Here is a 13,975-nt window from a genome sequence, read left to right as displayed (position 1 = left end):
ATGAAACAACTCATTATATTTATACTATTAGCCAGTTTCCTTTCCGGTTGCAGTGATTTTCTGGAACCGAAAGCCAAAAGCGAATTCGTTCCCAAAGATGCCTCATCAATGAATGAATTACTGCTGGGAGAAGCTTATCCCCGCTATGACCGGGCAGAACTGAACCTCTTTCTCGGCTTGTTGGACGATGATGTGGACGGTGCGCCTTATCAAAAACCGGCCACGGGGGTCAATCCCAGCCTTTGGACGGCAGTCTTCAGTTGGCAACCGGAGATGTACGACCAAATGAATAAAGCCAACGGGAGTAATTACTCCACCTACAAAAGATACTACGAATTGATCCTGGGGGCAAATGCCGTGTTGGATTACATCCAAGACATCAACGATGATGATGTCAACATGGTAAATTATGTGACGGCACAAGCGTTGACGTTACGCGCCTTCTATTACCTGACGTTGGTCAATATTTTCGGAGCCCCCTATAATCAAGACAAAACGGCGATGGGAGTACCGTTGAAGTTGAACAGCGGAGTGGAGCAGAAGGACCTGGCAAGAAACAGCGTCGAGGAGGTGTACGCCCAAATCATCAAGGATCTCGATGAAGCGGGACGCCTCTACCACTTGTTGCCGGAAGACCAACAATGGGATGCCAACTACCGGACCAGCCTGCCCATGGTGCATTTGCTGCTTTCCAGAGCCTACTTGTACATGGAGGAGTGGAACAAGGCCGCCATATACGCCGACTCGGTCATGACGAACAAGAATTTCCAGTTGTTAGACCTGAACACCGTTGCCGACGCTAATAACATGGGCATGCCTGTCTACATGGACCACCACGCGTACCGGACTTCACCGGAAACCATCTTCCCGTATTCCAACATATCGGATTGCGTGGGCTGGTTATACAACGCGCGTAATCAAGACGGCGAGCATTCCTATTTCCGGGCATCCAAGACCTTATTGAACACGTTTGACGAGAAGGATTTACGGAAGAACCGTTACATCAGCCGCAGTTGGTATATAGCCCCCGGAGAAACCGAAAGCATGTACCAGGCATTCGGTAAAGTCGCCATGAGCGAAGATCGTTATTACCAACCGTTAACCAACGGTACGTTAATGTTCGGAAGAAGCCTGCGCCTGTCGGAAGCCTACTTGAACTATTGCGAGGCAAAAGCCATGTTGGCAAAACAAGGCGAGGCCGCTGCCCAAGGCGAAGCCATCCGGGCTTTGGAAAAATTGCGCGTGAAACGCTTTGCCCCGGAAGATTACCAAGCGACCAATATCAGCGGCACGGAAGAGTTGATCAATTTCATCCGGGATGAACGGCGGAGAGAGCTGTGCTTCGAGGATCACCGCTGGTTCGACTTGCGTCGTTGGGGCATGCCGGAAATCCAACACACCTGGTATCCGGACGAAGACACGAAAATCGTGTACACGCTACAGAAAAATGACCCGGGCTATACTCTGCCGCTCCCCAATACGGCATTGGAAGCGAATGCTTACCTGCACCAGAATCCATTGGCAGAATCCCCGCGTAAAGGAACAGTGACAAGAACAAACAACTAAAATAAAAGCAGATATGAAGAAACATCTATTACCATTATTCGCGGCAGGACTCCTCTCCTTAGCGACAGGATGTTATGATGAGGATGCAGTACCCCCCTCGGGAAACTACTCCACGCTTCGATTCGAATTCCCGCAAGGAGACAATCCTTGGGATCATGACGCAGAAGAGATCTACGAGAAGTACCAAGTCTATTTATTATACAAAGACATTACCGACTATGACTTAAACCGCAAATGGACCTCGTTGGGAAGCGGTGACCTCTATGCCGGAAACGATTTGAATGACGAACAAGCAGAGTTTTATATCAATTTCTTTAAAAATCACGTTTTCGATTTTATTACCCCGGAAGTGGCACGACATGCCCTGCCTGTTAAAATCTATTTGTTGGATAACTTTAGAATTGTAACAGAAAACACTGACTCTGGGACAGGAGGAACCGGTGGCACGGGAGGCACGGGAACAGGTACTGGGACTGGAACCGGAGGCACAGGAACAGGTACCGGAACGGGTACTGGTACTGGAACCGGAGGCACGGGAACAGGCACCGGAACGGGTACTGGTACTGGAACCGGAGGCACGGGAACAGGCACCGGGACGGGTACTGGCACTGGAACCGGAGGCACAGGAACAGGCACCGGAACAGGTACTGGAACTGGAACCGGAGGCACAGGAACAGGCACCGGGACGGGTACTGGAACTGGAACCGGAGGCACGGGAACAGGCACCGGGACGGGTACTGGCACTGGAACCGGAGGCACGGGAACAGGCACCGGGACGGGTACTGGCACTGGAACCGGAGGCACAGGAACAGGCACCGGAACGGGTACTGGTACTGGAACAGGCACCGGAACAACTCCGGTAGATCCGAACTTTGTTCCTTTAAAAACAAACGGTTTCGATTATTGGGCAGTATCCTTTACCGCTGCGGAAATGGCAAATAAGAACAAAGAAGCCTATAAAATCAAACGCTGTACATTCTTGGCAAAAATGTTTACCGAAGCTCTCATGGCAGGAGTTCTTAGTGAACCCGCCAACTTAGAAGACGGCATCGATTTTACGACAAAATATCAAACAAGTGATTCTTACAAAAATGATAAGAATTACTATAAAACCCGCGGGTTTATCGACCGTATCAACGAGAAATTCACAAATAACCCCAATGGTCGACCGCCTGTTTACTTTTCTACGCCCATATTATCTGTCACTTCATATACCACAACGACCCAAGATTATAAGGATGAAAAAACGACAAGCAAATCTTACGTTTATTTCATCAGTTATCTAAGAGCCGCTCTTTGGTACACGCAAGAAGAATTCCAAAAAGAATACCCACCGGAGACTTATCCCTTGGTGAACGAGAAATTCAACTTGGTTGTGCAGCACATGAAAGATTTAGGATTTGATATTGACGGTATCGTAAACGGACCGAAAGAATAATTCAAAGGAGGGTGTGTTTCAGCACACCCTCCCGTCTATCATGCCCATAAATGAAACGATATGAAATTTGTATTACCCATTCTCGCATTATTCCTTGTTGTTGCCTCTTCGGCACAAACACCACCATCGACGGGCAAACAGAAAACTTCTTTCGCTTCCGTCCGAGAAATCCTAACCGCTTACCCGAATTCCAAGGATCCGGCAACCCGTTTACAGAACAACTGCCATTTCATCCTGCAAGGAGGGGCTTACGTTATTTCCCAACGGGGCAAGACTCAAGATATTGCATTATTATTAAAACATCTTCCCCGAATAAACATCGAAGATTCTACAGTGACCACCTTCATGAACCGACACGGAGCAGCTCGATTCACGGACTATTATTATATGCTTCAAGCCATGAAAAAAGGCGAGGAATTTGATGCAGCCCGGGACGGGATTAGCATGTCCACCCTATTTCCCTCGCGCCCGCTCAATCACAACGATTACGCCAAATTGAAAGATATTTTTTCTCACCACAACACGCTACTACACGACACTTACCTGGAAAAGATGAAATTTCTTTTCCAAAATAACGGATGCCCGAAAGAAATTGCCGAATTACAAGCACTCATCGAATCGCACGTGGCAGATTCTCCGTTAAAACAAGAGATCTTAAAACTATATGCGCAATATGCCCCTCTCGGGGAAGGCAAGCCCGCCCCCTTGTCGCCTTTACAGGATGTTGACGGTAAAAATTACACGTTCGCTGATTTTAAGGGGAAAGTGATTGTCGTGGACATCTGGGCTACCTGGTGCTGCAATTGTATCGAAAAGATGCCCAAGTTCATGCAATTGAAAGATGAATTCCAGGACAATAACAATATTCTATTCCTGTCTCTCTCCATCGACCGCAAAAGCGCCCATGGCAAATGGCTGAAAGCAATTCAAGAGAACCACATGGGCGAGATGTTGAACCTGATTACGGCACCCTCGGAGAATTCCAATTTTGAAAAGGAATACCTCGTGGTTGGAGTGCCCCGTTACATCATTATAGACCGAGAAGGGATGATCGTGACCACGTTCGCTCCTGGTCCCGGTCCGGAAATGAAAGCATTAATTCTAAACACGTTAAAACAATAGTTATGAAATTCATTTATCTTATCAGTTTACTAATCTGCCTCACGGGCAATTGCATAGCCCAGGAAGGTACAAATTTTGAAGACCTCACTTTTAAAGAAGCATTGGCAAAATCGAAACAAACAGGGAAAAAGTTATTCATCGATTGCCACACGAAAACTTGCGGCCCTTGCAAATATATGGTCAAGTTCATCTTCCCGTTAAAGGAGTGCGGCGAGTATTTCAACAGTAATTATATCTGTATCATGAAAGATATGCAGGAAGGCGAAGGCATTGACATCGCTAAAAAATACAACGTGAAGATGTACCCGACCTATTTAATCCTGAATCATGACGGTAGCCTTTATTGCCGTCTGGACGGAGGCGCCGTTTCCAAACCGGAAGACGATTTCGTGCAAAAAGTCAAGAACGTGGTGAAGCTAACCGAAATGAAACTACAATACGAAAAAGGCGACCGCTCCGATGCTTTTCTAAAAGAATACATCGCTTTCTTGCAAACACGCGATAAAAAACAATTGCAGGAAGTACTGAGCGAAACGATGCTCTCCCTTGGCGTAAACAGATTATGTAAACCAGAGAACTGGAATCTCATTAAAAATGAAATTGGAAATATCGACCTCCCGCTTTTCCGTTACCTCGTGAATAACAGAAAAGCATTTAGCCGACAACTGGGGCAAGAAAAAGTAGAAGACAAAATCATGAACACCTATTCAAATGAATTTCGAATGATGAAAATGATGGATATGGATTTCGACAGCCGGATGCAAGATCTAAAACAATTCGAGAAAGATAACTACAAAGGAGCCCGGTCACTAAGATATTGCATGCTTTTCCGGCAAATCATCAATAATAAACAAACAAAGCGAGTTGGCGAAATTCTTAAAGTATTACAAAATCTTCCCAAACAAATACAGAACGAACAGGAACTCATGAATGTTTTACAAGAACTGCAAAATTTTGAAAGGACCGCAACCCCTGCACAACAAAAAGAAGCTTGCTTCTACTTACAGGAGATCGCCAAAAACCTTCAACCGGAAAACTCTTCCCGGATAAACAATATAATAGCACGCTTTTCAAAAGAATAGAGCGACGCTTTCATCCCTAGCCCCTCCCATATGCGGGACAACTAGGGATGAATACTTCAATAAGCAATTTCAGGACATGACCTCTTGTATTGTAACATCATACATTTCGGGTTCCTCATCACATTCACTACATATATAACACGCATAACCGGAGTCCACCGGGCAAGGATGTACATACAGGGATAATTTCTTTTCTCCCTCATACAAATTAATACCTCCCGTTGAAAATTGTACCAGAAAACTATTCAAGGGACGGGTAAGCCCCGTGCCAATATATTTCAAGAAACTTTCCTTAACAGACCAGTAATCGTAGAATAATTTATTCAGCTCGTCACCGGACACCGCTTTCAATGCCTGCACCTCCTGCTTATGGAAGAAACGCCCGGCGACCTCCATTCTCGCCTTTGCCCGCTTCTCTATATCTACCCCTATTTCACGATCTGAAACGGCGCAGACCACGTAATCGCCCGAATGGGATATATTAAAAAAGATATTCTCCTTATCCGCAATAAAAGGCTTCCCTTTCTTCCCCCGGGCTATCCGATAATTTCCCAAAAGCAATCCCCAATATCTTTCCAGTGCCAACCCCACTAACGTTTCGCCAAGCATACGACGAATTGCCACCCCCTTATGCCTGAATCCCCGAGCTTCATCGAAACACTCCGCCGACACCTTTTTTTGCAAAGAAGTGAACACCTCATCATACATTTCATCTGACGGAACCCGAATAAATAATATTTTAATCATGGCACAAAGTTAGAAAAGATATAAATAACAATCTTTTCAATAGGACAAATATTTTAGAAAACCTAATAAACACGGGACTCTTAACGTTATTTTAAAACACAACGAATAAAATTTTAAGAAAATATTCACATTTCTGGTCAAAAAACTTGCTTATATCATTTTTATATCCTAATTTTGAAACATCAAATTAACGTTTAGATAACATTTCAAAAACAAGGGCCATGGAAGCAAAAAAAACATCCCGTTCCAATTTGGAAAACAAGCGGTTCATTTTCCGCGAGATAGGGCTTATTGTTGCCTTAGCAGCTGTGTTTTTTGCCTTTGAGACAAAATTCTACCAGGAAGAAACGAAAGAAATTGTTATTCCCGTTCAAGGTGGTGACGATATAGAAGTTCTTCCGATCACGATGCCTCAAACAGCATCAAGACCGTTACCGAAGATCATGGTAAAACCCATTGATGTTATCACGATCGTGGACGAAGTTCCGGAATTTGAGGATTTAGAAATCATAGATTTCAACGAAAATCAAAAAGGCTCGGTAAATGGTACAGGAGATCCTTATAGTGATTACACGGGAGATGGAGAAGAGAATTTTGGTGAAGAAACTATATTTGTAAGAGCCGAATTTATGCCTCAATTTAACGGAGATTTAGGAAAATGGCTCGGTAAAAACTTAAAATACCCGGTAAGAGCACAAGAAGCGGGAGTGCAAGGAAGAGTGTACATCGAATTCATCATTGAAAGAGATGGTAGCATCACCGATGCGAAAGTGATTCGTTCCGTTCATCCCGACTTGGACAAAGAAGCTCTGCGAGTGGTAAACTCCATGCCAAAATGGAAACCCGGAATGCAAAGAGATAAAGCCGTGAGAGTAAAATTCACGATTCCGATCTCGTTCCGTTTAAACTATTGAAACATACAGTGATTTACATACAATACGAACATCCCGAAAAAGGACAATCCCAATGGTTGTCCTTTTTTATTTTATTTATTTAAGAAGATTTTAATAGAACAGAGGCTATATCTTAACATTTTCTTCAAAAAAAAGAGAGCAACTATTGCAGTTTTATCCGAATTTGTTTATTTTTACCGACGCAATTAGACAAGAAATATATAGAGCTTATAATATTAAACTAATAACATGGAAATCAAAAAAACACCGAAGGCAGACCTAGAAGGAAAGAAAGCTATTTTCTTCGAGATCGGTCTGGTACTTGCTCTAGCTGTTCTGCTTTGTGCCTTCAACTGGAAGACAAACTCTAAAGTGGAAGAAGGTTTCGTTACCGTTGCTGATGAGCCAGTCGATGAGGAAATCATTCCAATTACTCAACAGATGATGAAACCGCCTCCACCACCTCCACCAGCTCCCAAGTTGACAGACTTGATCGAGATCGTGGACCAAGAGTTGGATATCGATGAAGAATTGGAAATCCAAGACGCTGAAGCAGACGTTGAGAACCGTACCGATTATAGTTATGATTACGACGGAGCTGGATACGATGAAGGAGATTATGGTGAAGAAGACGTATTCCAAGTAGTAGAGGATATGCCCACGTTCCCGGGAGATATCAACAAGTGGTTGGGGAAAAACGTGAAATACCCGGTTATTGCACAAGAAAACAATATCCAAGGTAGAGTTACCGTACAATTCGTGATTGAAAAAGACGGTAGTATCACTGACGTGAAAGTGCTGAGAGGTGTTGACCCTTCTTTGGACAAAGAAGCCGTTCGCGTGGTAAAATCCATGCCGAAATGGAAACCTGGAAAACAAAGAGGCAAACCAGTACGAGTTTCTTACACTGTACCTATCAACTTCAGATTACAGTAAAAAACACTTTAAAATTAATAAAGGGGCTGTCAAATATTTGTCAGCCCTTTCTTTTCCTTATATATGAGCGATTATTTTTACACGAAAAAAGAAGCAGAAAAAGCAATTCTTGTAGGCGTAGCACTACAATCAGAAAATATCAGCTACGACACCATGTGCGAATACCTGGACGAACTAGCCTTTTTGGCAGAGACAGCAGGAGCGGAAACCGTGAAAATATTCACACAGAATTTGGACAAACCGGTAACGGCAACTTTCGTGGGAAAAGGTAAATTGGAAGAAATCAAAAACTACGTCGAGGAGAATGAGATAGACCTCGTCATCTTTGACGATGAACTCAGCCCTACCCAACTCCGGAACATCGAACGGGAACTACAAGGTAGAAAAGTACTCGACCGAACAAACCTGATTCTCGATATTTTCGCCAAAAGAGCCCGCACCGCAGAAGCAAGAGCACAAGTGGAGCTTGCCCAATACCAGTATTTACTTCCCCGGTTAACGGGAATGTGGACACACTTGGAAAGGCAAAAGGGAGGTATTGGTCTACGCGGTCCTGGTGAAACAGAAATAGAAACCGACCGGCGTATCATCCGGGACAAGATCACTCGCTTGAAAGAACAGCTGGAAAAAATCGACAAACAAATGGTCACGCAACGCAAGAACCGGGGAAAACTGGTTCGGGTGGCACTCGTGGGATACACCAATGTCGGTAAATCCACGCTAATGAACCTCTTGAGTAAATCAGAAGTGTTTGCCGAAAATAAACTTTTCGCCACGCTCGACACGACGGTACGCAAGATTGCTATCAAGAATGTACCGCTATTGCTAGCCGACACGGTGGGATTTATTCGCAAATTACCCCATCACCTGGTAGAATCCTTCAAATCTACCCTCGATGAGGTGAGAGAAGCCGACGTGATCCTTCACGTGGTAGATATTTCACACCCGCAATTTGAAGATCAGCTACGGGTTGTAAATGAAACACTCAGCGAGCTTATAGAAAACCCGAAGCCCACGATCACGGTATTCAATAAAATAGATGCCTTTACTTACACGAAAAAAGACGAAGACGACCTTACACCCATAGAACGCAAGAATTATAGCTTGGACGACCTGAAACAAATGTGGATGTCCAAACAGGGCGGAGAAACGGTCTATATCTCGGCAAAAGGCAAAGAGAACATCGAAGAATTAAAAGAAAAATTATACGACATTGTCAAGGATATTCATTCCGCACGTTTTCCTTTTAACGATTTCTTGTATCAAGACTACGACGAAACAGAATAGCACAAGAATCTGTTTGAATCGACAGTATAAAACGAATGGAGGGAGTGGGCTTTTACCACTTCCTTCTAAAACTCCTCCGTCGGCTATGCCGCCACCTCCTCTATAAACAGAAGAGAATTCACTAGGGGCTTTCCTCGGGAAGGCACGCTCACAGAATCCGTGCGTTAAACAACTTTCACCTTTTTTACATAAAAGAGAATGTCGAAATTTGGTTTTTCGGCTAACTTTTTGTATATTAGAGGTAAAAGCTTAACCTAAACAATTAAGTTATGGAAACAAAGAAATCATCTAAAGCAAACCTCGAAAACAAGAAGGGTATCTTCTTCGAGATAGGACTAATCATAGCATTAGCCTGTCTACTCGGTGCTTTCGAGTGGAAAACTAACGTGAAGGTTGAAGAAGTCTTCATAACAGTAGCAGAAGAGCCAATAGAGGAGGACATCATCCCCATCACGCAACAAGCACGGATGCAACCACCTCCTCCACCTCCTCCCGCTCCCAGGCTGACTGATCTTATTCAAATTGTTGAAGAGGAACTTGATTTCGACGAGGCATTAGACATCCAAGATGCAGAATCCAACGCCGCCAACAGCAACTCGTACGGCAACAACCATTCGAGCAACGGGTACAGCGAGTACGGTGAGGGTAACGGAGAGGGTGATTACGGAGAATCAGACATTTTCGTCGTTGTCGAGGATATGCCACGCTTCCCGGCAGGCGACCTCAACCAATGGTTGTCCAAACACGTCAAATACCCGGTAATTGCCCAGGAGAATAATATCCAAGGCAGAGTTTCCGTACAATTCGTTATCGAAAAAGACGGTAGTATCACCGATATAAAAGTCATCCGGTCTGTCGATCCGTCACTGGATAAAGAAGCAATACGCGTGATTAAATCCATGCCCAAATGGATTCCGGGGAAACAACGAGGCAAACCGGTAAGAGTATCCTACACGGTTCCAATCAATTTCAAATTACAATAAAATAAGAAGAGGGACTTTCGGAGTCCCTCTTCTTAATACTATTTTACTATAATCAAGAAATAGTTCTTTTTCCCGCTCTGCAATAAAATAAATTTATCATCTATCAAATAATCGGGAGTAACGATCAATTCCTGATCCTGTACTTTCTCTTTATTAATGCTGATGGCATTCCCCTTCAGGGAACGTCTTGCCTCTCCCTTGGAAGTCACCATAGATGTCTTTTCCGCCATCAGGTCTACGATATGAACACCTGCTTCCAAATCGGCTCTGGCAACGTCAAATTGAGGCACGCCTTCGAAAACAGACAACAAGGTTTCCTCGTCCAATCTCTTCAAAGCATCCGAAGTCGCGTTACCGAAAAGAATTTGCGATGCTTCCAATGCGACATCATAAGCCTCTTCCCCGTGTATCAGGCAAGTCACTTCCTTAGCCAACACCTTCTGCAATTTACGCAAATGCGGGGCTTCCTGGTGTTCGGCGATCAAGGCATCGATTTCCGCCGGGGGCAATACGGTAAATATCTTGATATACTTGGCCGCATCATCGTCCGTGCTGTTCAGCCAGAACTGGTAGAACTTGTAAGGAGAAGTACGTTTCGGGTCTAACCACACGTTGCCTGATTCTGTTTTACCGAACTTCTTCCCGTCGCTCTTGGTCATTAAAGGCCAGGTCAAACCATAAGCCTCACCACCATCCTTACGACGGATCAATTCGCCCCCGGTAGTGATATTTCCCCACTGGTCGGAACCGCCCATCTGCAACAGGCAATTGTAATTGCGACGCAAATACAAGAAATCATAACCTTGCACCAGTTGATACGTGAATTCGGTAAAAGATAATCCTTGTGCGGAATCGGCACTCAACCTTTTCTTCACGGAGTCTTTTGCCATCATGTAATTCACGGTGATATGTTTCCCCACATCCCGAATGAAATCGAGGAAGGTGAATTTTTTCATCCAATCGTAATTGTTCACCATAATCGCGGCATTCGGCGCATCCGAGTTGAAATCAATAAACCGGGACAATTGTCCTTTGATCCCAGCCATGTTTTTTTCGATCGTTTCCTCGTCGAGCAAGTTACGCTCCAACGATTTACCACTGGGATCCCCGATCATTCCCGTGGCTCCCCCGATAACAAAGATGGGCTTGTGACCTGCCATCTGCAAGTGTTTCATCATCATCACCGAAACCAAATGCCCGATATGTAACGAATCAGCAGTAGGGTCAATCCCGACATAAGCCGTCGTCAATTCTTTTGCAAGTTGCTCTTCTGTACCCGGCATGATATTATGGATCATCCCTCTCCATCTTAGTTCTTCAACAAAGTTCATCGATTCTCAAATTTATATAGTTCGTATTCATTTTAGATTTCATGATTCTGTGATTCCTGACACACGAACCCATGTTTTTCACTTTAAACTCTAACTTTTACATTCACTTAAAGGCGCTCTCGTAGACGCCATTCGCGAAGTTAACAAAAGGTTGATACAATAGGCTATCACTTTTCGTTTTTACAGAGATAAATTCGTAGCGGTTGTCTATCGCATTCACGACAAAAAGAATCACGCATACCACAATGGCAGACTTCAATACCCCCAGCAGAATCCCGAACAACTTGTTAAACAAGCCAAGCGCCACCATGTCAATCAATTTCGTAAGCAGTTTTCCAAGCAAGTGAATCACGATAATAACTAACAGGAAAGTAACCGCAAAAGCAATGTAATAGGCATACGATTCGGGCATCGCCACGAAGTCTTTCAAAAAATCCTCCACGTTCACGGCATATCTCAACGAGATAAAAACCCCCAGTATCAACGCAAACAACGTTGACATCTCAACTATCAATCCTTGACTAAACCCCTTATAAGCCCCATATACTAACGGGAGCAATATTATCACATCAATGTAATTCACCGCTAAATATTTAATCACCTTATTTCAGATTTCAAAGATAAGGAATTGTCCACGTTTTACACGAGTATTCAAACTAAAAATATTCAACAAAATTATTCGTCATCCCCGAAAGCCCGGAGAAATTAATTCCGTCATTCAATTTTCGATGGTTTATGTCTTTAAACTGACAAATTCTTACTATTTTCGCAGGATATTTATGCCAGAATCTAAATTTGATAATTATGTATAGAACACATACTTGTGGGCAATTAAGGATAGAGAACGCAGGAGAGAGCGTTTGTCTTAGCGGATGGGTACAAAAAGTAAGGAAACTGGGAGCCATGACTTTCGTGGATCTACGTGACCGTTACGGCATTACCCAGCTGGTGGTCGAAGAATCGGCACCCGAAGAAATTAAAAACGACGTGGCAAAACTCGGACGGGAATACGTGATTCAGGTAAAAGGCACCGTGATCGAAAGAGCCAGTAAAAATAATAAGATCCCGACAGGTGACATCGAAATCTCACTGAACGGGCTCACCGTGCTGAGTGAATCGGAAATTCCGCCTTTCACGATTGAAGACCAAACCGACGGGGGTGACGAGCTCCGGATGAAATACCGTTACCTTGATTTACGCCGCCCCATCGTGCGCAAGAACATCGAATTGCGCCACCGGATGGCTCAACTCGTGAGAAATTACCTGAGCGACCAGAATTTTATTGAAGTGGAAACTCCCGTGCTGGTAAAAAGCACGCCGGAGGGGGCACGCGACTTCGTGGTGCCTTCCCGGATGAACCAAGGGCAATTCTATGCGCTGCCGCAAAGCCCGCAGACGCTGAAACAGCTTCTGATGGTTTCCGGTTTCGACCGTTATTTCCAAATCGTGAAATGTTTCCGTGACGAAGACCTCCGGGCTGACCGTCAACCCGAGTTCACGCAGATCGACTGCGAGATGTCATTCGTAGAGCAAGAAGATATTCTGGAAATATTCGAGGGATTAATCAAACATCTGTTCAAAGAAATCCGCAACGTGGATATTCCCACGCTGCCGAGAATGACGTGGATGGATGCCATGGAACAATACGGTTGTGACAAACCGGATATCCGGTTTGACATGAAATTCGTTGACCTGACCAACGTGGCAAAAGGAAAAGACTTCGCCGTGTTTAACGAAGCAGAATATATCGGGGCAATTTGCGCACCGAAATGTGCCGTTTACACCCGGAAGCAACTGGACGAACTGACCGAATTCGTGAAACGTCCGCAAACAGGAGCCAAAGGCTTGGTGTACGTGCGCTACAACGAGGACGGGACGTTCAAATCTTCCATCGACAAGTTCTACACGCCGGAAGATTTGAAAACGTGGGCTGATGCCTGCAAAGCACAACCGGGCGATTTAATTCTGATTCTGGTAGGTCCTAAATTCAAGACATTGGCTCAGCTTTGTGACCTTCGTCTGGAAATGGGTACCCGCCTTGGATTGAGAGACAAGAACGTGTTCAAACCGTTGTGGGTTGTTGACTTCCCGCTATTGGAATGGGACGAAGAAACCCAACGTTTCTACGCGATGCACCACCCGTTCACGTCCCCCAAAACGGAAGACATCTCTTTGATGACGACCGATCCCGGAAAAGTTCGGGCAAACGCTTATGATATGGTCATCAATGGTGTTGAAGTTGGAGGAGGCTCCATTCGTATCCATAACTCGGAATTGCAATCCAAGATGTTCGATTGCCTGGGAATCTCCCACGAGACCGCCCAAGAACAATTCGGCTTCCTGATGGGCGCATTCAAGTACGGGGCACCCCCTCACGGAGGTATCGCCTTCGGTTTCGACCGTCTGGCTTCTATGTTCGCCGGACTGGATTCTATCCGCGACGTGATCGCCTTCCCGAAAAACAACTCGGGTCGTGATGTCATGCTCGACGCTCCCGCCGAAATCGCGAAAGAACAATTGGACGAACTGGGTATTCAATTGAAAAATTAAGTGATTCCGCGATTGCAGATTTAGTGATTAATCACTGAAT

Annotated in this window: 13 protein-coding genes; 10 read left to right on the top strand and 3 right to left on the bottom strand. The window is 44.7% G+C overall.

Translation table 11 applies throughout. The features are described 5' to 3' along the window. From A3CY_RS0117490 to A3CY_RS22295, 5 genes are all read left to right on the top strand, one after another. On the top strand, positions 1-1,566 hold the full coding sequence (locus A3CY_RS0117490; protein WP_018339242.1) for a RagB/SusD family nutrient uptake outer membrane protein: 1,566 nt from the start codon (positions 1-3) through the stop codon (positions 1,564-1,566). A gap of 440 nt (positions 1,567-2,006) precedes the next feature. Further along, on the top strand, positions 2,007-2,429 hold the full coding sequence (locus A3CY_RS22300) for a hypothetical protein (RefSeq protein WP_018339241.1): 423 nt from the start codon (positions 2,007-2,009) through the stop codon (positions 2,427-2,429). A 68-nt stretch (positions 2,430-2,497) separates the two neighbouring features. After that, complete coding sequence (locus A3CY_RS23060) at positions 2,498-3,004, top strand: hypothetical protein (RefSeq protein ID WP_026207816.1); 507 nt, start codon at positions 2,498-2,500, stop codon at positions 3,002-3,004. Between the two features lie 60 nt (positions 3,005-3,064). Next, on the top strand, positions 3,065-4,126 hold the full coding sequence (locus A3CY_RS0117475; protein ID WP_018339239.1) for a TlpA family protein disulfide reductase: 1,062 nt from the start codon (positions 3,065-3,067) through the stop codon (positions 4,124-4,126). Positions 4,127-4,128: 2 nt separating this feature from the next. Next, entirely contained in the window at positions 4,129-5,208 is a 1,080-nt protein-coding gene (locus A3CY_RS22295) for a thioredoxin family protein (protein WP_018339238.1), read from the top strand. Between the two features lie 69 nt (positions 5,209-5,277). Here A3CY_RS22295 and A3CY_RS21525 read toward each other — a convergent pair whose 3' ends face one another. Next, a complete protein-coding gene (locus tag A3CY_RS21525) occupies positions 5,278-5,955 on the bottom strand; it encodes a 4'-phosphopantetheinyl transferase family protein (protein ID WP_018339237.1) in 678 nt (225 codons plus the stop codon). 221 nt (positions 5,956-6,176) lie between these two features. On the opposite strand from A3CY_RS21525, the gene A3CY_RS0117460 reads away from it, so the two are divergent. The 4 genes from A3CY_RS0117460 to A3CY_RS0117445 all read left to right on the top strand — a co-directional run bounded on the left by A3CY_RS0117460 (position 6,177) and on the right by A3CY_RS0117445 (position 10,054). Then, on the top strand, positions 6,177-6,869 hold the full coding sequence (locus A3CY_RS0117460) for an energy transducer TonB (RefSeq protein ID WP_018339236.1): 693 nt from the start codon (positions 6,177-6,179) through the stop codon (positions 6,867-6,869). 228 nt (positions 6,870-7,097) lie between these two features. Then, entirely contained in the window at positions 7,098-7,784 is a 687-nt protein-coding gene (locus A3CY_RS0117455) for an energy transducer TonB (RefSeq protein WP_018339235.1), read from the top strand. 63 nt (positions 7,785-7,847) lie between these two features. After that, positions 7,848-9,071 carry a GTPase HflX gene (hflX, locus tag A3CY_RS0117450; protein WP_018339234.1) on the top strand — a complete coding sequence of 408 codons (1,224 nt, stop codon included), beginning with the start codon at positions 7,848-7,850 and terminating at the stop codon, positions 9,069-9,071. A gap of 269 nt (positions 9,072-9,340) precedes the next feature. Beyond that, positions 9,341-10,054, top strand: a complete 714-nt coding sequence (locus A3CY_RS0117445; RefSeq protein WP_018339233.1) for an energy transducer TonB — start codon at positions 9,341-9,343, stop codon at positions 10,052-10,054. A gap of 38 nt (positions 10,055-10,092) precedes the next feature. Here the strand turns inward: A3CY_RS0117445 and tyrS are convergent, their stop codons facing one another. Next, on the bottom strand, positions 10,093-11,385 hold the full coding sequence (gene tyrS / locus A3CY_RS0117440) for a tyrosine--tRNA ligase (RefSeq protein ID WP_026207815.1): 1,293 nt from the start codon (positions 11,383-11,385) through the stop codon (positions 10,093-10,095). 103 nt (positions 11,386-11,488) lie between these two features. After that, positions 11,489-11,986: a CvpA family protein gene (locus tag A3CY_RS0117435; protein WP_018339231.1), complete on the bottom strand. Its 498-nt coding sequence runs from the start codon at positions 11,984-11,986 to the stop codon at positions 11,489-11,491. Positions 11,987-12,189: 203 nt separating this feature from the next. Between A3CY_RS0117435 and aspS the strand changes: the two genes are divergently transcribed. Then, positions 12,190-13,935: an aspartate--tRNA ligase gene (aspS, locus tag A3CY_RS0117430; protein WP_026207814.1), complete on the top strand. Its 1,746-nt coding sequence runs from the start codon at positions 12,190-12,192 to the stop codon at positions 13,933-13,935. Positions 13,936-13,975 lie beyond the last annotated feature (40 nt).

The sequence above is a fragment of the Butyricimonas synergistica DSM 23225 genome (assembly GCF_000379665.1).
Lineage (GTDB): Bacteria > Bacteroidota > Bacteroidia > Bacteroidales > Marinifilaceae > Butyricimonas > Butyricimonas synergistica.
The sequence above is the reverse complement of the archived record's forward strand: the minus strand, read 5'-3'. Positions and strand labels throughout refer to the sequence as shown.

Coding starts and splice junctions, on each gene's coding strand:
- A3CY_RS0117490 (WP_018339242.1), top strand. CDS start 1: ATGAAACAACTCATTATATTTATACTATTAGCCAGTTTCCTTTCCGGT.
- A3CY_RS23060 (WP_026207816.1), top strand. CDS start 2,498: ATGGCAAATAAGAACAAAGAAGCCTATAAAATCAAACGCTGTACATTC.
- A3CY_RS0117475 (WP_018339239.1), top strand. CDS start 3,065: ATGAAATTTGTATTACCCATTCTCGCATTATTCCTTGTTGTTGCCTCT.
- A3CY_RS22295 (WP_018339238.1), top strand. CDS start 4,129: ATGAAATTCATTTATCTTATCAGTTTACTAATCTGCCTCACGGGCAAT.
- A3CY_RS21525 (WP_018339237.1), bottom strand. CDS start 5,955: ATGATTAAAATATTATTTATTCGGGTTCCGTCAGATGAAATGTATGAT.
- A3CY_RS0117460 (WP_018339236.1), top strand. CDS start 6,177: ATGGAAGCAAAAAAAACATCCCGTTCCAATTTGGAAAACAAGCGGTTC.
- A3CY_RS0117455 (WP_018339235.1), top strand. CDS start 7,098: ATGGAAATCAAAAAAACACCGAAGGCAGACCTAGAAGGAAAGAAAGCT.
- hflX (WP_018339234.1), top strand. CDS start 7,848: ATGAGCGATTATTTTTACACGAAAAAAGAAGCAGAAAAAGCAATTCTT.
- A3CY_RS0117445 (WP_018339233.1), top strand. CDS start 9,341: ATGGAAACAAAGAAATCATCTAAAGCAAACCTCGAAAACAAGAAGGGT.
- tyrS (WP_026207815.1), bottom strand. CDS start 11,385: ATGAACTTTGTTGAAGAACTAAGATGGAGAGGGATGATCCATAATATC.
- aspS (WP_026207814.1), top strand. CDS start 12,190: ATGTATAGAACACATACTTGTGGGCAATTAAGGATAGAGAACGCAGGA.